The following is a 23134-nucleotide window of genomic DNA, read 5'->3' as shown; positions in this document are numbered from 1 at the left end:
CCTCCTCCTAACCCGGCGGATCGGCGGGCCGCCAGCCCCTGCGGACACGGGCCGCGACAACACCTTCTCTTGACGAGATAAGGCCCCGCAGGCGATTTGACTGCGGCTGGGGATGGCCGACGACCCTAGGGGAGTGTGACCTGAGATGATTTTCCGAGCCGTCGCCGTTTCCGCGGCCCTGGTGACCGCCGCCCTTACGCCCGCCTTCGCGGCTTCCGCCCCGAAGTCTGACGCTCCCCGCACACCCAGTTCGCCGTGTTTCCGGCTGACCGACCTGGGTGGGCACAGGATCGCCGCCCCCGACACCCTCTACTACTCGGTGCGGCGCAAGGAGGTGTACAAGTTCACCTTCAGCGGCTCCTGCTTCGCAGGGGTGACCAATTCCGACCCGCTGATCCTTGAGCCGCTCGGCGCCTCCAGCCAGATCTGCAAGCCGATGGACCTGAACATCGGGGTCGGCGGGCCGATCCCGCGCCGCTGCATCCTCAAGTCGATCGAGCGGCTGACCCCCGAACAGGCCGAGGCCCTGCCGAAGAAGCTGAAGCCCTGACGCGGGGTCTCAGCGACCCTGGGGCAGGGGCTCCAGTCCCAGGCAGACCGAGACGCAGCGCCGGGCCAGCTCTTCGCCGGCGTCGATGAACGGAACATCGGCGTCGGCCGGGCCCATCACCAGCGGAACCTCCGTGCAGCCGGCGATCACCGCCTCGGCGCCTTCCCGCACGAGCGCCCGTGCGAGGTCCGCCATGCCTTCACGGACCGCCGGCCCGACATCCCCCGCCTTGATCTTGCCAAGCAGGTCCATGAACCGCGCCTGGTCGTCCCGCGACAGGGTCACCAGGCCCATGCCCTGGGCGGCGATGTACTCGTGGTAAAGGCGCACGGCGTCCTTCGTGCCCAGCACCCCCGCCCTCCGGGCGCCGGAGTCCCGGGCCGCCCGGGAGGCGGTCTCGATCATGTCCACCAGGGGCAGTCCCGAAGCCCGGCTGATCAGGTCGGCATGGGCGTGCGCCGTGTTGCAGGCGATGGCCAGGACCTGGGCGCCAGCCCCCTGCAAACCCCCCGCCATCTCGGCCAGGACCGGCCCTGGCCGGGCGAAGGGATCGTTGCGGTCCGGCACCTGCGGGTTGATGTCGACGATGACCCGGATGTGATCCTGGTCCTTCTGGGCCGGGGTCAGGGCCAAGAGCTTGCCCAGGAAGTCGAGGGTGGCGGCGGGGCCCATGCCCCCCAGGACGCCGAGAACGCGGCTCATTCGAGATGCCCCTCCAGGACGGACGTGTAGCCGGCCAGGCCCTGGGCCCCGCCGGTGTGAAGGAAGACCACCGTCTCGCCGGCCCACCGGCCGCGACGCGCGTAATCGACCAGGCCTTTCATGGCCTTGCCCGTATAGACCGGATCCAGCAGCAGGCCCTCGGTGCGGGCCGCCAGGCGCAGGGCCTCGAAGACGCCCTCGTCGGCGATCCCGTACCCCTCGCCCACATAGTCGCAGTCGGCGACGGTCATGTCCCGCCTCACGCGGTCTCCACAGCCCAGCAGGTCGGCGGTCGCCTCCGCCAGGGCGTGGACATTGGCCTCCTGCCGGTCCTTCGGCGCCCGCACCCCGAACCCGTGGACAGGGATGTCCGCGCCGATGACCGCCAGGCCGGCGACCAGGCCGGCGTGGGTGCCGGCGCTGCCGGTGGCGGTGACGATCCGGTCGATCTTCAGGTCCTGGGCGTCAGCCTGCGCCACAAGCTCGCGGGCGCATTCGGCATAGCCAAGGGCCCCGACCGCATTGGATCCACCGCCGGGGATGACATAGGGCCGCCCACCTCGGGCGCGGACCTCGTCGGCGACCTCGGCCAGGGCGGCGTTCATGTCGCTGCCCGCCGGGACCCGCCTCAGGCCGCCGCCCAGCAGCCGGTCCAGCAGAACATTGCCCGACAGGTTGTAGTCTTCGGCCTGGGTGGCGACGCGGGTCTCCAGGATGATCTCGCAGGCCAGCCCGAAACGGGCCGCCGCCGCCGCAGTCTGGCGGACATGGTTGGACTGGACCGCCCCCTGGGTGACCAGGGTGTCGGCGCCGGCGTCCAGGGCCTCGCCCACCAGGAACTCCAGCTTTCGCGTCTTGTTGCCACCGCCGGCCAGGCCGGTGCAGTCGTCGCGCTTGACCCAGAGGGTCGGCCCGCCGAGGGCCTGGCTGAGGCGCAGCAGGGGCTCCAGCGGGGTCGGAAGGTGGGCGAAGCGGGCGCGGGGGAAGCGGGCCAGGTGCATGGACGATCTCCTCAGACCGCCCCTTACACCGGCCGGGCGGGTCGCGCACCCCGGCGGCGGGATATTCCCCCCGGGCGGCGCCGGGCCTAGATAGGGTCATGACCACCTCCCCGCCCCTCCGGATTCGAGGCCTCGCCAAGTCCGTTCCCGGAGGCCGGGTCCTCTTCGAAGGCCTGGACCTCGACCTCGCCGCCGGTGAGGTCGCTGCGGTGATGGGCGAATCCGGCGCCGGCAAGTCGACCCTGCTCAACCTGATCGCCGGCCTGGACTCGGCGGACGCCGGCGAGATCGAGATCGCCGGACGCGCGCTCTCGGGCCTGGACGAGACCGGGCGCACCCGGCTTCGGCGCGAGAACCTGGGCTTTGTCTTCCAGGCCTTCCACATCCTCCCGCACCTGACCCTGGCCCAGAACACCGCCCTGCCCCTTGTGTTGGCTGGGACCCCTTCCGGCGAAGCCCTGTCCCGGGCGGCGGAGATTCTGGCGGCGGTCGGCCTGGGCGGGCGCGAGTCGGACCTGCCCTCGCGGCTGTCCGGCGGCGAGCTCCAGCGCACCGCCATCGCCCGCGCCCTGGTCCACAGGCCCGGACTGATCCTGGCGGACGAACCCACCGGCAACCTCGATCCGGAGACGGCGGAGCGGAGCCTCGGGCTCCTCCTCCAGGCCGCCCGGACCCGCGGGGCGGCGGTGCTCCTGGTCACCCACTCGGCCCGTGCGGCGGAGGCGGCGGACCGCACCCTCTTCCTCGGGCGGCAGGGCCTGGAGGCGCGCCGTGCCGCCTGACGCGGCGCTTCCGCGGACCCTTCTGTCCTGGATGGTCCGCGGCGAATGGCGGGCCCACCCGGTGCGGACCCTGGTCGCGGTCCTGGCCATCGCGGTCGGGGTCGCCCTCGGATTCGCCGTCCACCTCGTCAACCGCTCTGCCCTGGCGGAGTTCGACACCGCCGTCCGCAGCGTCAGCGGCGGGGCGGACCTTCGCGTCGAGGCGGTTTCGGCCCGGGGCTTCGACGAGGCCCTCTACCCCCGGATCGCCCGGCTTCCCGCGCTTTCCGCCGCGAGCCCTGTCGTGGAGATCGCTGCGCGAACGTCGGACGGGCGCAGCCTCACCGTCCTTGGCCTCGACCCCCTCCGGGCGGCCCGGGTCACACCGGCCCTGGCCGCAGGCGCCGGCGCAGGATTCGGCGCTGCGGCGGGTCCCGGGCGCGAGGATGCGGTCTGGCTGTCGCCGGCCCTGATCGGCGGCGTCGGCAAGGTCCTCGAGGTGCGCGAGGGCGGGCGGCGTATCGACCTGCCCGTCGCCGGCGGGCTGCCATCCGTTGAGGCCGGACGCCGGCTCGCTGTGGGCGACATCGCCGCCGTCCAGCAGGCCTTCGACCGAATCGGGCGGCTGAACCGCCTGGACCTCCGCATCGCCCCCGGGGTGAGCCGGGGTGAGGCCGAGCGCGCCGTCGCCGCCCTCCTGCCCGCCGACGCCCGGCTCTCCACCCCCGAGGCCGAGAGCCGGAGGAGCGGCGATCTCTCCCGGGCCTACCGGGTCAATCTCGGCATGTTGGCCATGGTCGCCCTGCTGACGGGCGGCTTCCTGGTCTTCTCGGCCCAGTCCCTGTCCATCGCACGCCGGCGACCGGCCTTCGCCCTGCTGCAGGTGCTGGGCCTGCCCCGGCGCGGCCTCTTCCTCCAGGTCCTGGCCGAGGGTGCGGTCCTGGGCGTCCTCGGGGCGGGCCTCGGGCTGGCGGCGGGGGCGGGCCTGGCGGGCGCGGTCCTCAGCCTCCTGGGGGGGACCTCGGCGGCGGCTTCTTCAGCGAAAGCCGGCCCGCCCTCGACATCTCGCCGGGATGGGCCTTCCTGCACGGAGCTCTGGGCCTGGCCGTCGCCCTGGCGGGCAGCCTGCTGCCCGCCCTCGACGCCGCCCGGATCCCGCCGGCCCAGGCGCTGAAATCCGCCGGGGAATCCGGCGATCCGGGCCGCAGTCCGCCCCTCGTCCCGGCCATCGCCCTCGGCGCCGCCGGCCTGGCGGCGGCCTTCGCACCGCCCATCGCCGGCCTGCCCCTGCTGGGCTACGCCTCCATCGCCCTGATCCTCGCGGCGGGGGTCGCCGCCATGCCCTGGCTGGCCCGGCGGATGATCTCGCCCCTGACCCGGATCGCGGCGCCGGTTCCCGTCCGTCTGGCCGCCGCAAGGCTGGCCGGCGCCCCCGACCAGGCCGCGGTCGCCCTCTGCGGACTGGTGGCCAGCGCCAGCCTGATGGCCGCCATGGGCATGATGGTCGCCAGCTTCCGGGGCTCGGTGGATGACTGGCTGGGGGCCATCCTGCCCGCCGACGTCTACCTGCGGGTGGCGGATGCCGAGACGGCGGGCCTCGATCCCGCGCTCCAGTCCGCCCTGGCCGCCCTGCCCGGTGTGAAGTCGATGGAGGCGCGGCGATCCGTGACCCTGCGCCTCGCCGCCGACCGCCCCCCCGTCATCTTGCTGGCGGTCCCCGCCCCGGCGGAGGGGACGCCGGACCTGCCCTGGCGCGGCGCTCCCCGCAGGGCGGCGGAAGGTGCAACTCCGGCCTGGATTTCCGAGCCCCTGTCCCGCCTCTACCGGCTGTCGCCCGGCGACACCCTCGACCTGCCCCTGGCGGGGCGCACGGTGAAGGTTCAGGTCGCCGGGGTCTGGCGCGACTATGGCCGCCAGTTCGGGGCCGTCGCCCTGCGGCGGTCCGACTACCTGAGGATCACCGGCGACGCCGGGGCCAACGAGGCGGGCCTGTTCCTGCAGCCCGGCGCCGACCAGGGGGAGGTCCTCGGCCGGATTCGCAAGGCCCTGCCGCCGGACCTCGCCGCCCAGACCGAGGTCGCGCCGTCGGCGGAGATCCGCCGCGCCGCCCTTCGCATCTTCGATCGCAGCTTTGCGGTGACCTACGCCCTGGAGGCCGTCGCCGTCCTCGTGGGGGTGGCGGGCGTGGCCGCCACGGTCTCGGCCCAGACCCTCGCCCGGCGACGGGAGTTCGGCATGTTGCGCCACGTCGGCGCCGGGCGGGGCCAGATCCTGGCCATGCTGGCCCTGGAGGGCGCCTTCCTGGGCGCCGTGGGGGCGGTGGCCGGCCTTGCCCTCGGCGCAGCCATGGGGCAGGTGCTGATCCAGGTGGTGAACCCCCAGTCCTTCAACTGGACCATGGAGACCCGTTGGCCCTGGGGCCTCCTGGGCGGCCTCGCCCTGGCCCTGGCCCTGACCCTGGCCTCGTCCCTCACCGCCCTGCTGGCCGGGCGCAGCGCCCTGTCCGCCGACGCAGTCCGAGCCGTCCGGGAGGACTGGTGACATGGAGCAGATGACCCGAAGGCTCCTGCTCGGCGCCGGCGCCGCAGCGGCCCTGCCCGCCTCCGGGGCGGCGGCCGCGCCAGCCTTCAGCCCGGTCGTCCCCGGTCGGCCGCTGGTCTTCCCTCGCGACCACGGGGCCCATCCCGGCTTCCGGACGGAGTGGTGGTACATCACGGGCTGGCTGGAGGGGTCGGAGGGTCCGCTGGGCTTCCAGATCACCTTCTTCCGCACCCGGACCGGCCTGGGCGAGGACAATCCAAGCCGCTTCGCGCCCCGGCAGGTCCTGTTCGCCCACGCCGCCCTGTCGGACCCCAAGGTGGGCCGCCTCCTGCACGGACAGAGGATCGCCCGGCAGGGCTTCGGCCTGGCCGAGGCGTCCGAGCGCGACATGGACATCGTCCTCGACGGCTGGCGCCTGCGCCGCGAACCCTCGGGCCGCATGCAGGCCCTGGCCGGTGGGGAAGGGTTCACCCTGGACCTCGCCCTGACCCCCACCCAGCCGGTCCTGCTGCAAGGGCAGGCGGGCTACAGCCGGAAGGGCCCCCAGCCCGGCCAGGCCAGCTGGTACTACACCCTGCCCCACCTGGAGGTCGGAGGGGTGCTCGAGCGCGACGGGCGCCGGCGACCGGTCCGGGGTCGGGCCTGGCTGGACCGGGAATGGTCCTCTACCCTCCTCGATCCCGCGGCCGTGGGCTGGGACTGGGCCGGCATCAACCTCGATGACGGCGGGGCGCTGACCGCCTTCCGTGTACGCGACGCCCGGGGACGGGCCCTTTGGACCGGGGGCTCGCTGAGGTCCGCCGATGGCCGGCTCTGGACCGCGCCCAACGGCGCCGTCGCCTTCGAGGGCGGCCGCACCTGGCGCTCGCCGCGGACCGGGGCGGTCTACCCCGTGGCGCCCACCGTTCGCCTCATGACCCCGGCGGGCGAGCGGCGGTGGGCCCTCACCCCCCTGTTCGACGACCAGGAACTGGACAGCCGCCCCTCCGGGGGTCCGGTCTACTGGGAAGGCGCCGTACGCATCCCGGGCGGCAGGGGCTACCTGGAGCTGACCGGCTACGCCGCCCCGCTGAGGCTCTAGGCGCGGGGCGTCGAACGACTCCCTCATTCCTCCCCCCAGGGGGAGGTGGACCGCGCAGCGGGCCGGAGGGGGTCTGCGGCGAGGGGGTTTGACCCCCTCACCGACCTTCGGTCGGAGCTCCCCCTTGGGGGAGCAATTAGCGCTTTCATTCCTCCCCATCAGGGGGAGGTGGACCGCGCAGCGGGCCGGAGGGGTCTGCGGCGAGGGGGTTTGACCCCCTCACCGACCTTCGGTCGGAGTTCCCCCTTGGGGGAGCAATTAGCGCTCTCATTCCTCCCCATCAGGGGGAGGTGGACCGCGCAGCGGGACGGAGGGGGTCAACGGCGGCTCTGCAGACCCCCTCAGCCCGCCAGGGCCGCGGCGTCCAGGGCGGCGAGGTCGGCGCCGCCGGCCATGACGCCTTCGGCGACGCCGGGCGCCTGGGCCAGGACCTGGTCGGCGAAGAGGCGGGCGAGGGCGGCGCGGGAGTCCGCCAGCGCCGGGGCGCGGGTGCGGGCCAGGACGGCCTGGCGCGCCAGCATCCAGCCGCCGATTACATCCCCGGACAGGCGCAGGAAGGCGGTGGCGCCGGCCAGGGCGTCCGCACCCCGGTTCTGCTGCATCCAGGTCGTGGCGGCGGAGAGAGCCGCGACCCCTGCGGCCAGCCGGCGGCCCACCCCTTCCAGCCCCGGCTCGCCGGCGAGGGCGGCGGCGTCAGCGGCCATCTCGGCGCAGAGGTCGGGCATCAGGGCGCCGCCCATCATGGACAGCTTGCGACCCGCCAGGTCGACGGCCTGGACGCCGTTGGTGCCCTCGTAGATCGGGGCGATGCGGGCGTCGCGGTAATGCTGGGCCGCGCCGGTCTCCTCGATGAAGCCCATGCCGCCGTGCACCTGCACCCCCATGGAGGCGACCTCGACGCCGATGTCCGTGGACCAGGCCTTGGCGATGGGGGTCAGGAGCTCCTGCCGGCCGCGGGCGAGCTCCCGGGCGGCGTCGTCAGGGGCGAAGCGCGCCTGGTCGGCCAGCACGCCGGTCAGGAGGCATATGGCCCGGGCGGCCTCCACCTTGGCGCGCATCAGGCCCAGGCTCCGGCGAACGTCGGGATGGCCGAAGATGGCCTCGCCGCCCAGGGCTGGACGCCCCTGCACCCGGTCCTGGGCGTAGGCCAGGGCCTGCTGGAGGGCGCGCTCGGCGATGGCGACGCCCTGCACGCCTACCTGCAGGCGGGCGGCGTTCATCATGACGAACATGTGGGCGAGGCCGTTGTTCGCCTCGCCGACCAGTTCGGCCCGGGCGCCCTCGAACAGCATGACGCAGGTGGGCGAGCCGTGGATGCCCAGCTTGTGCTCGATGGAGGCCGGTCGGAGGGCGTTGGCGGCGCCAAGGCGGCCCTCGTCGTCGATCAGGCGCTTGGGGGCGAGGAAGAGGCTGATGCCCTTCACCCCGGGCGGGGCGTCCGGCAGACGGGCGAGGACGAGGTGGCAGATGTTCTCGGCGGCGTCATGGTCGCCCCAGGTGATGTAGATCTTCTGGCCCGTGATCCGGTAGCCGCCCTCGCCGTCGGGCTCGGCCCGGGCGGTGACCGCGGCCAGGTCCGTGCCGGCCTGGGGCTCGGTGAGGTTCATGGTGCCCGTCCATTCCCCCGAGACGAGGCGCGGCAGGACGATCCGCTTCTGGCGCTCGGTCCCGTGCAGGGTCAGGGCCTCGATGGCCCCCTGGGTCAGCATGGGGCAGAGGCCGAAGGCCATGTTGGCGGCGTGGACCATCTCGAAGACCGCCAGTTCAAGCACCTTGGGCAGGCCCTGGCCGCCGAACTCCGGGTCCGCCGCCAGGGAATTCCAGCCCTGGGCTGCAAACGCCTTGTAGGCCTGGGCGAAGCCCGGTGCGCCCGTGACCACGCCGTTCTCGAACCGGGCGCCGATCCGGTCGCCGTCACGGTTGAGGGGGGCGAGCTCGGCCTCGGCGAAGGCGGCGGCGGAGTCGAGGACGGCAGATACCGTCTCGGGGTCCAGGTCCGGGTAGCCGGCGGCGATCAGGTCCGGAAGCCCGGCGGCGGCGAGGGCCAGGTCGAGGCTCTGCAGGGGCGCGCGGAAGGTCATGCTGGGGCTCCGGAAGGACTGTCTGCAGGGTGATGGCGCACGGCGGGCGCACCGCGCAACCCCTTTCGGACGCCGGGCGTTGACCCGCGCGGGGGCACGGACTACCCCTCGCCCTGCGTCAGGTTCTCCCGAGAGGGAGATGAAAAGGGAACTCGGGTGCAAGGCCCGGGCTGCCCCCGCAACTGTAAGCGGCGAGTCCGCGCGTCACGAGGCCACTGGCCGGGAACCTTCGGGAACCGGGCCGGGAAGGCGACGCGCAAGGGACAGTGACCCGCGAGCCAGGAGACCTGCCTGACGCCGTCGTCATCCGACGGGCCGGGGTGCGCCTGGAGGACGGGGTCTCTCCCGACCGGCGACAGTCATGACCGGTCCGCATTCTCGGACCGGGAACGCCTGTTGCGGCCGCGCACGCGGTCGCCTGTCGCTCGAAGGAGGGCGCGATGAGTCTTGCAAGCCTGGCCGGGGCGGCTGTCCTGGCCGCCGCGGTGGACACGCCGGTGGAGCCGGTGGTGGTGGTCGCCAACCGCGTGCCCGTCGCCGCCTCCGAGAGCGGTCGCAGCGTCACGGTGATCCCCGAAGGGACGATCCGGGACCGACAAGCCCTGGTGGTCTCCGATCTCCTCGCCACCACCCCCGGGGTCGGGGTGACTCGCAATGGCGGCCCCGGCGGCGTGACGGCGGTGCGGATCCGGGGCGCCGAGGCCGAGCAGACCCTGTTCGTCATCGACGGCGTGCGGCTGAACGATCCTTCGGTCATCGGCGGCGCCTACGATGCGGCCAACCTGCTGGTGGGCGACATCCGGCGGATCGAGGTCCTGCGGGGCGTCCAGTCGGCCCTCTGGGGCGGCCAGGCCATGGGGGGCGTGGTCAGCCTGGAAACCGGCCTGCCGGCGCCGGGGACGTTCTCCGGCGAGGCCGCCGCCGAGGCTGGAGGGCTGGGGACCGCCTACCTGCGGGCCGGGGTCGGCGGCGGGTCCGGCGCCCTGGCCTGGCGGCTGGCGGCGGACTCCTATTCCACCGACGGCGTCTCGGCGGCCCGGAGCGGGACCGAGCGCGACGGATATCGCCGCACCGGCGCCTCGGGCCGGATCACGGCGGACCTCTCGGAGGCGGTGCAACTGGACCTCCGCGCCATTTGGTCCGACGCCCGCAACACCTTCGACGGCTATCCCGCCCCGGCCTACGTCTTTGCCGACACCCGTGAGCGGGGTCGGACCCGGGAGGCCCTGGGCTATGCGGGCCTGACCTTCCCTCTGGCCGGGGGCCGGATGAAGAACCGGCTGGGCCTGGCCGTCACCGACACCCGGCGGCGCACCTACGATCCCGACCAGGCGGTGACCGACCTGACCTTCCGCGCCGAGGGCCGGGTGGAGCGCTGGGAGTACCAGGGCGAGGCGACCTTAAGCCCGGCCTGGCGACTGACCGTCGGGGCCGAGAGCGAGCGCAGCCGGATGCGTATCGCCTCCCCCTCGCCCTGGAACCCGGAACCTGAGCCCCTGAGCCGCTCCACCGGGGTCGACTCCGCCTACGTCCAGGCCCTGGGAACTCCGATGGCGGACGTGACCCTGACCCTGGCGGGGCGCCTCGAACAGCATGAGTCCTTCGGGCGCCATGGGTCCGGACAGGCGGCCCTGGCCTGGCGTCCGGGCGGCGGGGCGACCGTCGTGCGCGCCAGCCTGGGACAGGGCTTCCGGGCGCCCAGCCTCTACCAGCTCTACAGCGAGTACGGGAACGCAGGCCTGCAGCCTGAGACCGCCGTCGGCTGGGACCTGGGCCTCGAACACAGGACCGGGGGCCTCCTGGTGTCCCTCACCCTGTTCGGGCGGCGTACGGAGGACCAGATCAACTTCGCAACCTGCTCGGGCGGCGGGGACCCGAACTGCGCCGGGGGCCGATACGGCTACTACGCCAACCTGGACCGGACCCAGGCCGTCGGCCTGGAGGCGGCGGCCTCAGGCAAGCTCGGGGGGTTCGACCTCGACGCCAGTTACACCCGCACCCGGGCGCGCCTGGAGGGCCAGGACGGCGCCCCCGACAAGGACCTGGCGCGGCGCCCGAAGGACATGGCTTCCCTGGACGTCAGCCGCACCCTTGCCGGCGACCTTCGGCTGGGCCTGTCCCTGAACTATGCCGGGGAAAGTCTCAGCGACCTGTGGGGCGGCCCGCCCCTGAAGTCCCGCCTGACCGTCGGCCTGCGCGCCGAGCTCCCGCTGGGAACCGTATTTTCTGTATACGGACGGATCGAAGACGTCACCGATGAATCGCCCGAGACGGTCCGGGGCTACGGCGCCCCGGGGCGGGTCGCGACCCTGGGCCTGAGGGCGCGGTTCTGATCATGGGCAACCGGGATGCAATGGGGGTGAGCCGGCGTCAGGCCGCAGCGGGGCTGGCGGCGGCGGCCGGCCTGGGGGCCTCGCCCGCCGCGCCCCGGCGGATCGTCTCCCTCAATCCCTGCCTCGACGCCCTGCTGGTTCACCTGGCGGACCGCCGCCAGATCGCCGGGATCAGCCGCCTGTCCCGGAACCCGGAGGCCTCGACCATCGCACTGGTCGCCGCGAACCTGCCGGTGACCAGCGAGACCGCCGAGGAGGTCCTCCTCCTGCGCCCGGACCTCGTGCTCGCCAGCACCCACACCGCCCTCGCCACCCGGCGCGCCCTGCAGAGAATGGGTGTCGAGGTCGCCGCCTTCGGGGCTCCGGCCACGGTGGCGGAAAGTCTTTCGCAGGTTCGCCAGGTCGCCCTCCGGGTCGGACGCCCCGCGCGGGGCGAGGCCCTGGCCGGCCGGATCGAGGCGGGCCTCGCGGCGGCGACCGCGCCCGGACGGCGGCGACGGGAGATGCTGGTCCTGCTCTCCGGAGGACTTGCAGCGGGCCCGGGCTCCCTGCCGGACGACCTCCTGCGGCGCCTGGGCGTCGTCAACGCCGCCGCCCGGCTGGGACTGACCGGCTGGACCCCGGCGCCCGTCGAGGCCCTGCTGACCGCCCCGCCCGAGATCCTCGTCCGCGCCGGGGGCGGCGGGCCGGCCGGACGCCCGGACCGCATCACCCGCCACCCGGCCCTCGACCGGCTCGGCGAGCGGGTCCTGACCGCCGAGATCCCGGAGCGCCTGCTGTTCTGCGGCGGCCCCTCCCTGATCGAGGCGGCGGGCCGGCTGGCCGCCATCCGCGACCGGGCCCTGGAGCGGCGCGCATGAGCCGGCGGGGCATGGTCATCATCGGCCTCATCGCCCTGGTTGCGGCCCTGTCGGTCGCAAGCCTCATCGTGGGTCGCACACCCCTCCCCCTGGGGGACATGCTGGCGCACCCCCAGGACCCCCTCTGGGCGATCCTTCTCCAGCTGCGCCTGCCGCGCACCGTCCTGGCCGTGCTGATCGGGGCGGGCCTGGGCCTGTCCGGCGCGGCCCTGCAAGGCTTCACCCGCAACCCCCTCGCCGATCCGGGGGTGCTAGGGGTCTCCGCCAGCGCGGCCCTGGGGGCCGTCCTGACCCTCTGGCTGCCCCTGGCCATTCCCCTGCTCCAGCCCCTGGCCGCCATGGTCGGGGCCCTGGCGGGAGTGGGGCTCCTCCTGGCCCTCTCCGGGGGGGCGAGCTCCATGACCGTCTTCCTGCTGGCGGGCGTGGTGCTGAACACCATCGCCGGCGCCGGCGTCGCCCTGGCCCTGTCGCTCGCTCCCACCCCCTGGGCGGTGAACGGGATCATCGACTGGCTGATGGGCTCCCTGGCCGACCGCAGCCCCCAGGACCTTCTCTTCGCCGGGCCCTTCATCCTCGCCGGGCTCGTCCTCCTGGCCCTGACCGGAAGGGCCCTGGACGCCCTGACCCTGGGCGAGGCGGGCGCCGCCAGCCTGGGGATCGACCTGTCGCGCACCCGCGTCCTGCTGGCCGCCGGGACGGCCCTGGCGGTCGGCGCCGGGGTGGCGGTGGCCGGGGTGATCGGGTTTGCGGGCCTCGTCACCCCCCACCTGCTCCGCCACCTGGTGGGCGCCCGCCCCTCAGGCCTGCTCTGGCCCTCGGCCCTCGGCGGGGCGGCTGTGGTGCTGGCGGGGGACCTGGCGGTCCGGATCATCCCCTCCACCGCAGAGGTCCGGCTGGGCGTGGCCATGGCCTGCCTGGGAGGCCCGTTCTTCCTCTTCCTCCTCCTGTCCCTGCGGCGGAGGCTGGGATGAGCGGTGTTCTGGAAGCCCAGGGACTGACCCTCGAGCGCGGCCGGCGGGAGATCCTGGCCGGGCTGGACCTGTCCCTGAACCGGGGAGAGGTCACTGTCCTCCTCGGCCCAAACGGCGCGGGCAAGTCCACCCTCCTGGCCGGCCTCTGCGGCCTGCTCAGGCCCGCTTCCGGCAGGGTCCTCCTGGACGGCGCGGACCTGGCCGCCCTCGCCCCCGCCGCCCGGGCCCGGCGGATCGGCTTCCTGCCCCAGACGCCCGAGATCGCCTGGCCCCTGGAGGTGCGGATCCTGGTCGGCCTGGGCCGCGTACCGCACATCGGCGCCCGGGGGCTGTCGGCTGAGGACGCCCGGATCATCGAGGCGGCCCTCGCCGACGCCGGCGCCGCCGACCTCGCGGACCGGGACGCCTCCACCCTGTCCGGCGGCGAGCGCGCCCGGGTGATGATCGCCCGGGTGCTGGCGGGAGAGCCCGACTGGCTGCTGGCCGACGAGCCCCTGGCGGGCCTCGACCCCGGCTGCCAGATCGACGCGGCCGCGACCCTGGTGCGGCGGGCGAGGGCAGGCTGCGGCGTCGTCCTGACCCTGCACGACCTGACCCTGGCGGCCCGGATCGCCGACCGGATCCTGGTGCTGGGGGGAGCCAAGCTCCTCGCAGACGGACCGCCGGAAGTCGCCCTGGTCCCCGACGTGCTGGCCCGCGCCTTCGGGGTCCGCACAGCCCTGCGGCGGGGACCGGAGGGCGTGACCGTCGACATCCTCGGCCGGGCCTAGCCCCCCGCCGCCAGCAGGTCCGCCAGGGTCCGGTCTCCGTCCCAGTGCAGGCCGCCCCACCCGGCCTGGCGCGCGGCGGCGACATTGTCCGGCCGGTCATCCACCAGGGTCAGGTCTGCGGGCGCATGGGCCGTCCGGGCGGCGACCGTGGTGAAGAAGCCCGGATCGGGCTTGGCCCAGCCGACATCCGCCGAATAGTGCATGGCGGTGAAATGGTCCTGCAGGCCGAGGGTCTTCCAGAGGAAGGCGGCGCGCTCGTGCTCCTGGTTGGTGGCGAGGTGGAGGTCGACCCCCGTATTCCGGAGCGGCTCGAGCTGGGCGAGGAAGGCCGCGTCCAGGTCCGCATCGTGCTGGAACCAGTAGTCCATCAATTCGCGGGCGGTCAGATGGGGCGCGCACCGTTCGAGAACCGGGCCGAGGCGGGCGGGCAGGCTCGCCCTGCCGACCGCGATCTCCGCCCAGTGAACCTCGAAGAACTCGGCGTGGAGGACGGCAGGCGAAAGGCCCAGGTCCGCCTCAAGGTCCCTGGCCCAGCCCACGGGATGCGAGCGCACCAGGACCCCGTCGACATCGACCATCAGGATCTTCATCACGACCTGACCCTGGCTGGCCGGATCGCCGACCCTGTCCTGGTGTTGGGCGAAGACGCCCTCATCGCCGGCCCGCTTCGTCAATCGCCGCCAGGATCCCTTCCATGTCGGCGTTGGGGTTGGCGGCAACGCATCTCAGCCAGGCCTCGCCGTTGAGGTTCGCCGGGGATGCAAGGCCTTGGGGAAGCGCGGCGGAGAAGGCCTCGACTTTCCGGGACGCGGGCCGGAAGACGATCACGCCCGTTCCACCATCCGGAAAGCCTTCAAGGCCTGGGTGGGCGCTGATGAAGGCCTGCAGCCGACTGGCGTTGTCCATGCAGTGTTCGATCCGCGCGGCCATGCCCTCGCGTCCCCACGCCAGAAGAGTCGCCAGCAGCAAGGTTCCCGCCGCGCCGTGCGACCCCTGGACGCCAATATTCGGCGCCGCAAGGTAGGCGCCACCGAAGCCCAGGGTGTGGTGGGCCGCTTCCGTGTCCCGGAACAGGACGAGCGCGGACTCCTTCGGCTGAAACAGCCACTTGTGCGCCGACACGGCGACAGAGTCGGCCTGGTCGACGCCGGAAAGACGATTCCGGTATCGACCGGACAGGGCCAGCGGGCCCGCCCAAGCCGCATCAACATGCGTCCAGCCGGCCCGGTCGATACCGGCCAGGGGATCCACGGCCCCAACGCTTGTGGTCCCGGCGGTAAGGACAAGGCAGGCGTCGGAGAGGTCACCTGGCAGGGTGGCCGGATCCAGTCGGTGGCGCGGATCAACAGCCGCTTCTACGTATTCGAGACCCAGGATCCGGGCAGCCTTGCGGACGCTGAGGTGGGAAGCCGACGAGGCGACCACCTTCCTGACGCCCCGCAGGTCCCGCGCCGCCCACAAGGCCGTCAGATTGGCGAGGCTCGATCCGGCGGTCATGTGGCCGCCGTTCATTCCGAAGAATGGCGCCAACCATTCGACGACGCACGCTTCGGCTTCCCTGGCAAACGGGGCGGTCGCAGGATGCAGCAGGTTCTGATTGAGACGGGCGCTCCAGAGCGCCACGGCCCAGGTGATCCATGGCGTCGGCGGATCCATGTGCGCCATCGCATGGCCTGCATCGAGATAGGTCGCACGGCCGAGAACCCCTGGGGCAAGCCGCTCCAGGGCTTCCCTCTCGCCGATTCCCACATGGGGTAATGACTTCGGCAAGCTGGTGGAGGCGCCCCGTGAAGCGCCCCGCCCTTCAAGCAACTCCAGGGCCCGAAACAGCCCTTCGGAGTTCAATTCGAAACTCGGGTCCGACGACATCCGGGTCCTGCTCCTGCGGCAACGCCCTTGTTCGGCGGCCCTAGTTTCCCGCCAGCACGCTGTGCCGGCGGCTCCAGGCCAGGTAGACGGCCAGGCCCACCAGGTTCCAGCCCAGGAAGAGCCAGCGGGTCAGGGCGGGCAGGCTCCAGAAGAGGTAGAGGCAGCCCGCGGCGGCCAGGGGCCCGACGATCCACCAGAGCGGCGTGCGGAAGGGCCGGGGCAGGTCGGGGCGCTGCATCCGCAGGATCATCATGGACAGGGCGGTGGCGACGAAGGCGGCCAGTGTGCCGGCGTTGGCGAGCTCGGCGATCAGCTTGAGGGGCGCGGCGCCGGCGATGACCGAGGCGAGGATTGCGGTGAACAGGGTCACCCGCACTGGCGCGCCGCGGGGGCTGACCCGGGCGAGGCCGCGGGGCAGGAGGCCGTCCCGGGCCATGGCGAAGAAGACCCGGCTCTGGCCGAACATGAAGGCCATGATGACGGTGGGCAGGGCGATGACGGCGGCGGCGGCGATCAGGACGGCGGCCAGCTCATGCCCGCCCGACCGAAGGATGAAGGCCAAGGGCTCGTCGCTCTTCGAGAAGGCCTGCCAGGGCGAGGCGCCGAGGGCCGCAGCGGCCACGGCCATGTAGATCACCGCGCAGGCGACCATGGAGCCGATGATGCCCAGGGTCAGGTCCCGGCCAGGGTTCTTGGCCTCCTCGGCGGCGGTCGAGATGGCGTCGAAGCCATAGAAGGCGAAGAAGATCAGGGCGGCGGCGGCCATGACGCCCTGGGGCGCGCCATCGGGTCCGGTATGGGCGGCGAAGCCGAAGGGCAGGAAGGGGCTGAACCGGGCCGGATCGAAGGCCGGCAGGGTGAGGACGACAAAGGCGGCGAGGGCCGCCAGCTTCAGGACCACCAGGGCGATGTTGGCGTTGGCGCTCTCGCGCACGCCGATGAGGAGGACCCCGGCGACGGCCAGGGTGATCAGCACGGCGGGCAGGTTGATGAAGCCGCCCGCCTCGCCGGTCAGGAGGCCGCTGGCCAGGCCGGGCGGCAGGACAAGGCCGCGGGCCTCCAGAAAGCCCTGGGCGTAGCCGGACCAGCCCACGGCCACGGCGGAACAGACCACGGTGTATTCGAGGATGAGGCTCCAGCCGATCACCCAGGCGACCAACTCGCCCATGCCCGCGTAGGAGTAGGAATAGGCGCTGCCCGCATGGGGCATGAGGGAGGCCATCTCGGCATAACAGAGGGCGGCCAGCATGCAGACGACGCCGGCGATGGCGAAGGACAGGATGACCCCCGGGCCCGCAAGGCCCGCGCCCACGCCGGTCAGGGTGTAGATGCCGGTGCCGACGATGGCGCCGACCCCCAGTGCGACCAGGTGCGGCCAGCGCAGGGTCGGCGCAAGCTCGTGGTCGCCCTGGGCCGCCGGGCGCTGGTCGACGGCCCTGCGGCGCGTGATGAAGCTCATGGAAAACCCTCCCCCTCGGCCGAACCATGGCCCGCATTGGCGCGCCCGGGCAAGGGGCGTAGGAAGGACGCCGGGACAATGCCGGCGGAGGGCTTGCAGGATGAGGACGCTTTGGGGACTGACCTGCGCCTGGCTGCTCCTCCTGGCCCCCATGGCGGGTCCGGCCAGGGCGGCTTCGCCCGCCCTGGACGCCCTGATCGCCGACTATGAGGCCTGGTCCCTGGGTGATGATCCCTTCGAGGCCGGTCGCCGGGGCGACCGGGAGGCCCTGGCCCGCCTGCCCGACCCGAGCCCTGCGGCCGACGCCCGGCGCAAGGCGGCCCTGTCTGCGTTCCGGGACCGGCTGGCGCGCCTGCCGGCGGCGGGCCTGGCGGTCGAGGACGCCCTCAACCGCGACTTCCTCGACTGGACCCTCTCCCGCCGGCTGGACAGCCTGGGCTTCGACGAGGCGCGCATGCCCTTCAGCTCGGACGGGGGCTTCGACCAGACCCTCGGCTATGTGGCCGGCGGCCTGCCCATACGCTCGGAGGCCGACGCACGGGCGTGGATCGCCCGCCTGAAGGCTGCGCCTACCTGGTACGACGCCCACATCGCCAATGCGCGGCGGGGGGTGAAGGCGGGATTCACCCAGCCCCGGTCCACGGTCCTCCAGGTCCTGGAGCGGGCGCGCCGGATGGCGAACCTGCCGCTGGAAGGCGATCCTCTCCTTACGCCCCTGTCACGGCTGCCCACCACGATGCCGGAGCCCGTGCGGACCTCCCTCCTCAAGGAAGCCCAGGTCGCCGTGCGCGAGGGCGTCCAGCCCGCCCGCCGCCGGTACGTCGACTTCCTCGAGTCCGAGTACCTGCCCGCCGCCCGCAAGAGCCTGGCCGCCCGGAGCCTTCCGGGGGGCGAGGCCTACTACCGCTGGCTGGTCGCCGACCACACCACCACAAGCCTGACGCCGGACCAGATCCACCAGATCGGCCTGGACGAGGTGGCCCGGATCCGCCGCGAGATGGAAGGGGTGATGGCCGAGACCGGCTTCAAGGGCGACTTCCCGGCCTTCCTCGCCATGCTGCGCACCGACGCGCGCTTCTACGCCCAAAGCCGGGAGGAATTGCTGGAGAAGGCCTCGCGGATCGCCAAGCGGATCGACAATGAACTGCCGGCCTGGTTCGCCACCCTGCCGAGGCTGACCTACGGCGTCCGCCCGGTGCCGGCGGACATCGAGGCGACCTACACCACCGGGCGCTACTTCGGCGGCTCGGCCGCCCGGGGGGTGTCCGGCGGCTACATGGTCAACACCTCGCACCTTGACCAGCGCCCCCTCTACGAACTGCCCGCCCTGACCCTTCATGAGGCGGTCCCGGGCCATCACCTGCAGATCGCCCTGGCCGAGGAGGCGCCCGGCGTCCCGGAGTTCCGGCGCAACGCCGACGTCACCGCCTTTACTGAAGGCTGGGGCCTCTATGCCGAAAAGCTGGGCGGGGAGATGGGGATCTACCGTGACCCCTGGGAGCGGTTCGGCCGCCTGTCCTACGAAATGTGGCGCGCCTGCAGGCTCGTGGCCGACACGGGAATCCACTGGAAAGGATGGAGCCTGGATAAGGCCCGCGCCTGCTTCACCCAGAACAGCGCGCTTTCGCCCCTCAACATCGACGTGGAGCTGGCGCGATACGTGTCCTGGCCCGGCCAGGCCCTGGCCTACAAGATCGGGGAGATGCGGATCGTCGCCCTGCGCGAGGGAGCCCGGCGTGACCTCGGCGACCGCTTCGACATCCGACGGTTCCACGACGCCGTCCTGCTGGCGGGACCCCTGCCGCTGGACAGGCTGGAGACGCGGATCCGGGCATGGACCGAGGCGGAGCGCCGCCGGAACTAACCCGGCCAGAGGTCGTGGACCCCGCCCTTCCGGTTCAGGCTGTGGACCGCGCGCTTGACCACGGCGATGAGCCGGCGGCGGCGCTTGTCGGCGTCGTAGGACAGGCCGCCCCGGGCGAGCCCTTCCAGCAGGAAACGGCCCAGGTCCCGGCTGGTCTGGAACCGGGGGTCCTCTCCGGCCTGGGCGACGGCGCCGAAGCGTCCGCCCAGGCGGCCGGCGTCAAAGTCCGCCAGGAGACCCTCGATGGCGGTGGCGACTTCACCGTCGGCGCGGGCCGCTGACCTCAACTCGGCGAAGGCCAGGAAAGGCGGCTCGAACAGCAGGGCCCAGTAGGTGTCGATGGCGTGGTCGGAGGCGTCCACGCCGGGCGGCGGGCGGCCGGCGGCGTCGAACAGGCGCGACATGCCTTCCTGGAGATGCGGGACCAGGGCCGCGAGCAGGGCGGACCGGTCCGGGAAATGGTAGAGGTAGGCGGTGCGGGCGACCCCGGCCCGGGCGGCGATGGCCGCAGGCGTCGCTGAGGCCAGGCCGGTCTCCGACAGGAGTTCGACCACGCGTTCCAGGATCCTCTGTCGGGTCCGCTGGGATCGCAGGGTGAGGGCGGCGGACTCGGGCGGCTTCATGCCTTTGCTTCTGTCGCCCGCAGGCCCAGATGGCAACGGTCTTCGCAGACGTCATCCGACTGACATGCAATCAGCCTAGCGAGCGGTCACACACGGCTACCCGGGGGGCGCAAGATGATGCCGCACGGCGAACACAGGTACCGGACAGTCTTCATTTCCGACGTACACCTGGGCACCAAGGGGTGCCAGGCGGAACTCCTGCTCGACTTCATCAAGACGGCGGAGTTCGACACCCTCTACCTGGTCGGCGACATCATCGACGGCTGGAAGCTGCGCAATGGCTGGTACTGGCCCCAGGCGCACAACGACGTGGTCCAGAAGATCCTGAGGCTGGCCCGCAAGGGCGTGAAGGTCATCTACGTCCCCGGCAATCACGACGAGGCGGCGCGGGACTTCATCGGTCACCGGTTCGGCGACGTCCTGGTCATGCGGGACGCCATCCACGAGACCGCCGACGGGCGGCGGTTCCTGGTGACCCATGGCGACGAGTTCGACGGGGTGCTGCGCCACGCCCGCTGGCTGGCCTTTGTCGGCGACTGGTCCTACCGGACGCTCCTGACGGTGAACACGGTCTTCAACCGCTGGCGGCGGCGCTTTGGATTTGGCTACTGGTCCCTCTCGGCCTACCTGAAGCTGAAGGTGAAAAACGCCGTCCAGTTCATCGAGAACTACGAGGAGGCGGTCGCCGAGGAGGCCCGCCGGAGGGGTGTGGACGGCGTGATCTGCGGTCACATCCACAAGGCCGAGATCCGGCGGTTCGACGACATCCTCTACGTGAACGACGGCGACTGGGTGGAGAGCTGCACCGCCGTGGCCGAGCGTGAGGATGGGGAGTTGGTCCTCCTGGACTGGAGCCGAGTGCGCCTTCAGCCCAGCCGCCAGCTGGCGCCCCGGCTGGTCGAGCCTGCATCAGGCCTCGCCGCCTGAGTCCAAACCATTGACCTTTCGTCAGATTTGGTGACAATGGCTCTGCCATGTCGACGCTCAGGAACCTGCCGGAAAGTCTCTCCAGGGGCCAGCAGAAGGCCCAGACAGAGACACGCATCCTCGACGCCGCCGGGCGTCTGCTAGAGGAGGGCCGTCTCGACGAGGCCAACTTCGCCGAGATCGCCCGGATGGCCGGCGTCGGGGAGCGGACGGTCTATCGCCACTTCCCGACGCGTGACGCCCTCATGGGCGCCTTCTGGACCCGCCTCCAGACCGAGGGCCTGCCGCCGCGCAAGCCGTCCATGCGCCGGGTGCGCGAGAGCGTGCGGACCGAGATCGACGGCCGCAGGCCGATGCGGATCCTCATCGCCACCGACGCCTGGGAGCCCCAGGTCAACGGCGTGGTGCGCACACTGACCCGGGTGATCGCCGAGATGCGCGCCATGGGCCATACGGTCGATGTGATCTCGCCGGACCAGTTCCGCAGCTTCCCCCTGCCCACCTATCCCGAGATCAAGGTCGCCGTGGGGGCCTACGAACCGGTCCGCGAGCGGTTCAAGGCCTTCGAGCCCGAGGCCATCCATATCGCCACCGAGGGGCCCATCGGCCTGGCCGCCCGGCGGATCTGCGTGGAGTGGAAGCTGCCCTTCACCACCAGCTACCACACGCGATTCCCGGAGTATGTCTCAGCGCGCCTGCCCCTGCCCCTGTCGGCCGGCTACGCCTACATGCGCTGGTTCCACAAGCCCTCCGGACGCCTGATGGTGGCCACTCCCACCATGCGCGACGAGCTGGAGCAGCATGGGTTCCGGAACATCACCGCCTGGTCCCGGGGGGTCGATACGGAGCAGTTCCGCCCGCGCCGGTCCGGAGATCCCGACGTCTACGAGGGCCTGCCGCGCCCGATCTTCCTTTCCGTCGGCCGGGTGGCCGTGGAGAAGAACATCGAGGCCTTCCTGGCCCTCGACCTGCCGGGGTCCAAGGTGGTGGTCGGGGACGGACCCCAGCGCGAGGAGCTCGAGGCCCGGTATCCCGGGGCGATCTTCCGCGGGGCGCGGTTCGGGGAGGACCTGGCCGCCCACTTCGCCGGCGCCGATGTCTTCGTCTTTCCGTCGCTGACCGACACCTTCGGCCTGGTCATCCTGGAGGCCATGGCCACGGGGACCCCCGTCGCCGCCTATCCCGCGCCCGGTCCCATCGACATCCTCCCGGGCTCCGGCGCCGGGGTCCTGGCCCTGACCGCCACCGAGGGGCTGAGGGAGGCCTGCCTGGAGGCGCTGAAGCTGGATCGGGGCGCGGTGCGCCGCTTCGCCGAGGGCTTTTCCTGGCGCGCCTGCGCCGAGGACTTCGTACGCAACCTCCAGCCCTGGCCCGAGCCGGAGAAGACCCGCTTCTGGCGCCGGCTTCGTCGCCTGACCCGGCTTCGCCGCCAGCGCGAAGAGACCTGACCGGAGCCGTCTCCGAAAAAGAAGAGCGCCGCAGACCCGGAAGTCTGCGGCGCAGGCGCCAATGGCGGACGGCGGCGGGTCAGGCTGCGGGTCGGGCCATGGGGGTCAGGGTGCGCACGGCGGCCTTGTTGGCCTCGTGCTGGGCGGCGGGAAGCGGGATCAGGCCGCGATCCTTCAGGTAGCCGCCCTTGCCGGTGGCGGCGTCGGAGACGAACTCGGACATGTATTCGCGCAGCCCCTTGGTGACGCCAAGGTTCGACTTCTTCACGTAGACGAAGAGTGACCGCGCCAGGGGGTAGGTGCCGTCCGAGATGGAGGCCAGCGAGGGCTTCACGCCGTTCACAGAGGCGCCCTTCACCTTGTCCATGTTCTCCTCGAGGAAGGACCAGCCGAAGACGCCCAGGGCGCCGGGGGTCTTGGTGAGGGTCTGGACGATGGCGTTGTCATTCTCGCCGGAGTCGATCCAGCCGTCCTTGCGGAGGGGATCGACCATTTCCTTGAAGCGCTTCTCGTCCTTGTCCCTCAGGGCCTTGTTCACCGGATACTTCAGGGCGCCGGCCTCGATGGCCAGCTCGACGAAGGCGTCGCGGGTGCCAGACGACGGCGGCGGGCCGTAGACCTGGATCCGCCCCTTGGGCAGACCGGCGCCGACCTCGGGCCAGGTCTTGTAGGGATTCGCCTGGTACTGGCCGTAACGCAGCACCTTGGCGGCGAGGCCGAGATAGAGGGCGGAGGTCGTGAAGGCGTAGTCGGGCGCCCGCTTGTCCACGGCGACGACGATGCCGTCGAAGCCGATCTTCAACTCGATGATGTCCTTCACGCCCTTGGCGGCGCAGGCGTCGAACTCGGAGCGCTTCATCCGGCGGGAGGCCGTGGCGATGTCGGGAAAGCCGTCGCCCACGCCGGAGCAGAAGAGCTTGATGCCGCCGCCAGTGCCGAGGCTCTCGACCTTGGGCGCCTTCATCCCGGTCTTGCGGGCGAACTGTTCGGACACCCGGGTGGCGAAGGGGAAAACCGTGGAGGAGCCGGCGGCCCAGACATAGTCGCGGGCCGCGTGGGCGGGGGCGGCGCCGAGGCCGGCGGCCAGCCCGACGCCTGCGGCGACGGCGGCGAGGGTCCTGATCGGAAGAGGCGTCTTCACTCAAAATCTCCTGTTTCGGCTCACCTCGGATCCAGACGTCCCCGAGGGGTTTGGACCGGATCCGAAGCTGAGGGCATGGCCCGACGGGTCGCGAGCCTGGGCTCAGACTCCCTTTAGCCGGTCGCGAGGGGCTTCACCACGCTTCCGTCGCC

Annotated in this window: 20 protein-coding genes, 1 pseudogene and 1 riboswitch; of the genes and pseudogenes, 13 read left to right on the top strand and 8 right to left on the bottom strand. The window is 72.4% G+C overall.

Annotated elements, in window-relative coordinates; translation table 11 throughout:
* Nucleotides 1-145 precede the first annotated feature (145 nt).
* Nucleotides 146-550, top strand: a complete 405-nt coding sequence (locus HYN04_RS01550; RefSeq protein ID WP_110449131.1) for a DUF6491 family protein — start codon at nt 146-148, stop codon at nt 548-550.
* 9 nt (nt 551-559) lie between these two features.
* Here the strand turns inward: HYN04_RS01550 and cuyB are convergent, their stop codons facing one another.
* Together cuyB and cuyA are read right to left on the bottom strand one after the other, a co-directional pair.
* Nucleotides 560-1252 (bottom strand): cysteate racemase, encoded by a 693-nt coding sequence (gene cuyB, locus HYN04_RS01545; protein ID WP_110449130.1) that lies wholly within the window; start codon nt 1250-1252, stop codon nt 560-562.
* The gene (cuyA, locus tag HYN04_RS01540; RefSeq protein WP_110449129.1) at nt 1249-2253 is read right to left on the bottom strand and encodes a D-cysteate sulfo-lyase; all 1005 of its coding nucleotides are present in this window, start codon (nt 2251-2253) and stop codon (nt 1249-1251) included. The genes cuyB and cuyA overlap by 4 nt, the downstream gene beginning before the upstream one ends.
* Nucleotides 2254-2351: 98 nt before the next feature.
* Between cuyA and HYN04_RS01535 the strand changes: the two genes are divergently transcribed.
* The 4 genes from HYN04_RS01535 to HYN04_RS01525 all read left to right on the top strand — a co-directional run bounded on the left by HYN04_RS01535 (nt 2352) and on the right by HYN04_RS01525 (nt 6636).
* Entirely contained in the window at nt 2352-3035 is a 684-nt protein-coding gene (locus tag HYN04_RS01535; protein ID WP_110449128.1) for an ABC transporter ATP-binding protein, read from the top strand.
* Nucleotides 3025-4188, top strand: a complete 1164-nt coding sequence (locus HYN04_RS13575; protein WP_199285981.1) for an FtsX-like permease family protein — start codon at nt 3025-3027, stop codon at nt 4186-4188. The genes HYN04_RS01535 and HYN04_RS13575 overlap by 11 nt, the downstream gene beginning before the upstream one ends.
* 164 nt (nt 4189-4352) lie before the next feature.
* Nucleotides 4353-5555, top strand: coding sequence for an FtsX-like permease family protein (locus tag HYN04_RS13570; RefSeq protein ID WP_199285980.1), 1203 nt, complete (start codon nt 4353-4355; stop codon nt 5553-5555).
* A 1-nt stretch (nt 5556) separates the two neighbouring features.
* The gene (locus tag HYN04_RS01525; RefSeq protein ID WP_199285979.1) at nt 5557-6636 is read left to right on the top strand and encodes a lipocalin-like domain-containing protein; all 1080 of its coding nucleotides are present in this window, start codon (nt 5557-5559) and stop codon (nt 6634-6636) included.
* A gap of 341 nt (nt 6637-6977) precedes the next feature.
* On the opposite strand, the gene HYN04_RS01520 is transcribed toward HYN04_RS01525, so the two are convergent.
* On the bottom strand, nt 6978-8717 hold the full coding sequence (locus tag HYN04_RS01520; protein ID WP_110449127.1) for an acyl-CoA dehydrogenase family protein: 1740 nt from the start codon (nt 8715-8717) through the stop codon (nt 6978-6980).
* Between the two features lie 103 nt (nt 8718-8820).
* A riboswitch (cobalamin riboswitch) is annotated at nt 8821-9026 on the top strand.
* Nucleotides 9027-9157: 131 nt separating this feature from the next.
* On the opposite strand from HYN04_RS01520, the gene HYN04_RS01515 reads away from it, so the two are divergent.
* Genes HYN04_RS01515 through HYN04_RS01500 form a run of 4 tightly spaced genes read left to right on the top strand, consistent with a single transcriptional unit; the run spans nt 9158 to nt 13651 of the window.
* Complete coding sequence (locus HYN04_RS01515; protein ID WP_110449126.1) at nt 9158-11050, top strand: TonB-dependent receptor plug domain-containing protein; 1893 nt, start codon at nt 9158-9160, stop codon at nt 11048-11050.
* Nucleotides 11051-11070: 20 nt separating this feature from the next.
* Nucleotides 11071-11910 carry an ABC transporter substrate-binding protein gene (locus tag HYN04_RS01510; RefSeq protein WP_110451239.1) on the top strand — a complete coding sequence of 280 codons (840 nt, stop codon included), beginning with the start codon at nt 11071-11073 and terminating at the stop codon, nt 11908-11910.
* Nucleotides 11907-12881 (top strand): FecCD family ABC transporter permease, encoded by a 975-nt coding sequence (locus HYN04_RS01505; RefSeq protein WP_110449125.1) that lies wholly within the window; start codon nt 11907-11909, stop codon nt 12879-12881. Before HYN04_RS01510 ends, HYN04_RS01505 begins: the two co-directional genes overlap by 4 nt.
* Nucleotides 12878-13651, top strand: a complete 774-nt coding sequence (locus tag HYN04_RS01500; protein ID WP_110449124.1) for an ABC transporter ATP-binding protein — start codon at nt 12878-12880, stop codon at nt 13649-13651. The genes HYN04_RS01505 and HYN04_RS01500 overlap by 4 nt, the downstream gene beginning before the upstream one ends.
* On the opposite strand, the gene HYN04_RS01495 is transcribed toward HYN04_RS01500, so the two are convergent.
* Genes HYN04_RS01495 through HYN04_RS01485 form a run of 3 tightly spaced genes read right to left on the bottom strand, consistent with a single transcriptional unit; the run spans nt 13648 to nt 16979 of the window.
* Complete coding sequence (locus tag HYN04_RS01495; RefSeq protein WP_199285978.1) at nt 13648-14325, bottom strand: HAD family hydrolase; 678 nt, start codon at nt 14323-14325, stop codon at nt 13648-13650. The two genes, HYN04_RS01500 and HYN04_RS01495, sit on opposite strands and share 4 nt — an antisense overlap.
* Nucleotides 14303-15520: a pyridoxal phosphate-dependent decarboxylase family protein gene (locus HYN04_RS01490; protein ID WP_110449123.1), complete on the bottom strand. Its 1218-nt coding sequence runs from the start codon at nt 15518-15520 to the stop codon at nt 14303-14305. The genes HYN04_RS01495 and HYN04_RS01490 overlap by 23 nt, the downstream gene beginning before the upstream one ends.
* A gap of 40 nt (nt 15521-15560) precedes the next feature.
* Nucleotides 15561-16979, bottom strand: a complete 1419-nt coding sequence (locus HYN04_RS01485; protein WP_110449122.1) for an amino acid permease — start codon at nt 16977-16979, stop codon at nt 15561-15563.
* A 100-nt stretch (nt 16980-17079) separates the two neighbouring features.
* On the opposite strand from HYN04_RS01485, the gene HYN04_RS01480 reads away from it, so the two are divergent.
* Nucleotides 17080-18843: a DUF885 domain-containing protein gene (locus tag HYN04_RS01480; protein WP_110449121.1), complete on the top strand. Its 1764-nt coding sequence runs from the start codon at nt 17080-17082 to the stop codon at nt 18841-18843.
* Here the strand turns inward: HYN04_RS01480 and HYN04_RS01475 are convergent.
* A complete protein-coding gene (locus HYN04_RS01475; protein WP_110449120.1) occupies nt 18840-19466 on the bottom strand; it encodes a TetR/AcrR family transcriptional regulator in 627 nt (208 codons plus the stop codon). The two genes, HYN04_RS01480 and HYN04_RS01475, sit on opposite strands and share 4 nt — an antisense overlap.
* A 114-nt stretch (nt 19467-19580) precedes the next feature.
* Here HYN04_RS01475 and HYN04_RS01470 point away from each other — a divergent pair, with 114 nt between their 5' ends.
* The 3 genes and pseudogenes from HYN04_RS01470 to HYN04_RS01465 all read left to right on the top strand — a co-directional run bounded on the left by HYN04_RS01470 (nt 19581) and on the right by HYN04_RS01465 (nt 21841).
* Complete coding sequence (locus HYN04_RS01470) at nt 19581-20393, top strand: UDP-2,3-diacylglucosamine diphosphatase (RefSeq protein WP_110449119.1); 813 nt, start codon at nt 19581-19583, stop codon at nt 20391-20393.
* A 47-nt stretch (nt 20394-20440) separates the two neighbouring features.
* Nucleotides 20441-20587 (top strand): annotated as a pseudogene (locus HYN04_RS13565) (hypothetical protein); the annotation flags it as partial.
* 159 nt (nt 20588-20746) lie between these two features.
* Nucleotides 20747-21841, top strand: coding sequence for a glycosyltransferase family 4 protein (locus tag HYN04_RS01465; RefSeq protein ID WP_199286006.1), 1095 nt, complete (start codon nt 20747-20749; stop codon nt 21839-21841).
* A 79-nt stretch (nt 21842-21920) separates the two neighbouring features.
* Here the strand turns inward: HYN04_RS01465 and HYN04_RS01460 are convergent, their stop codons facing one another.
* On the bottom strand, nt 21921-22982 hold the full coding sequence (locus HYN04_RS01460) for a substrate-binding domain-containing protein (RefSeq protein ID WP_422385656.1): 1062 nt from the start codon (nt 22980-22982) through the stop codon (nt 21921-21923).
* Between the last annotated feature and the right edge of the window lie 152 nt (nt 22983-23134).

It is taken from the genome of Phenylobacterium parvum, from assembly GCF_003150835.1.
Classification (GTDB): Bacteria; Pseudomonadota; Alphaproteobacteria; order Caulobacterales; family Caulobacteraceae; genus Phenylobacterium; species Phenylobacterium parvum.
The sequence above is the reverse complement of the archived record's forward strand: the minus strand, read 5'-3'. Positions and strand labels throughout refer to the sequence as shown.

What these genes read in the sequence shown, in the direction of transcription:
- HYN04_RS01550 (WP_110449131.1), top strand. Translation starts at nt 146, where the DNA reads ATGATTTTCCGAGCCGTCGCCGTTTCCGCGGCCCTGGTGACCGCCGCC.
- cuyB (WP_110449130.1), bottom strand. Translation starts at nt 1,252, where the DNA reads ATGAGCCGCGTTCTCGGCGTCCTGGGGGGCATGGGCCCCGCCGCCACC.
- cuyA (WP_110449129.1), bottom strand. Translation starts at nt 2,253, where the DNA reads ATGCACCTGGCCCGCTTCCCCCGCGCCCGCTTCGCCCACCTTCCGACC.
- HYN04_RS01535 (WP_110449128.1), top strand. Translation starts at nt 2,352, where the DNA reads ATGACCACCTCCCCGCCCCTCCGGATTCGAGGCCTCGCCAAGTCCGTT.
- HYN04_RS13570 (WP_199285980.1), top strand. Translation starts at nt 4,353, where the DNA reads ATGCCCTGGCTGGCCCGGCGGATGATCTCGCCCCTGACCCGGATCGCG.
- HYN04_RS01525 (WP_199285979.1), top strand. Translation starts at nt 5,557, where the DNA reads ATGGAGCAGATGACCCGAAGGCTCCTGCTCGGCGCCGGCGCCGCAGCG.
- HYN04_RS01520 (WP_110449127.1), bottom strand. Translation starts at nt 8,717, where the DNA reads ATGACCTTCCGCGCGCCCCTGCAGAGCCTCGACCTGGCCCTCGCCGCC.
- HYN04_RS01515 (WP_110449126.1), top strand. Translation starts at nt 9,158, where the DNA reads ATGAGTCTTGCAAGCCTGGCCGGGGCGGCTGTCCTGGCCGCCGCGGTG.
- HYN04_RS01510 (WP_110451239.1), top strand. Translation starts at nt 11,071, where the DNA reads ATGGGGGTGAGCCGGCGTCAGGCCGCAGCGGGGCTGGCGGCGGCGGCC.
- HYN04_RS01505 (WP_110449125.1), top strand. Translation starts at nt 11,907, where the DNA reads ATGAGCCGGCGGGGCATGGTCATCATCGGCCTCATCGCCCTGGTTGCG.
- HYN04_RS01500 (WP_110449124.1), top strand. Translation starts at nt 12,878, where the DNA reads ATGAGCGGTGTTCTGGAAGCCCAGGGACTGACCCTCGAGCGCGGCCGG.
- HYN04_RS01490 (WP_110449123.1), bottom strand. Translation starts at nt 15,520, where the DNA reads ATGTCGTCGGACCCGAGTTTCGAATTGAACTCCGAAGGGCTGTTTCGG.
- HYN04_RS01485 (WP_110449122.1), bottom strand. Translation starts at nt 16,979, where the DNA reads ATGAGCTTCATCACGCGCCGCAGGGCCGTCGACCAGCGCCCGGCGGCC.
- HYN04_RS01480 (WP_110449121.1), top strand. Translation starts at nt 17,080, where the DNA reads ATGAGGACGCTTTGGGGACTGACCTGCGCCTGGCTGCTCCTCCTGGCC.
- HYN04_RS01475 (WP_110449120.1), bottom strand. Translation starts at nt 19,466, where the DNA reads ATGAAGCCGCCCGAGTCCGCCGCCCTCACCCTGCGATCCCAGCGGACC.
- HYN04_RS01470 (WP_110449119.1), top strand. Translation starts at nt 19,581, where the DNA reads ATGATGCCGCACGGCGAACACAGGTACCGGACAGTCTTCATTTCCGAC.
- HYN04_RS01465 (WP_199286006.1), top strand. Translation starts at nt 20,747, where the DNA reads ATGCGGATCCTCATCGCCACCGACGCCTGGGAGCCCCAGGTCAACGGC.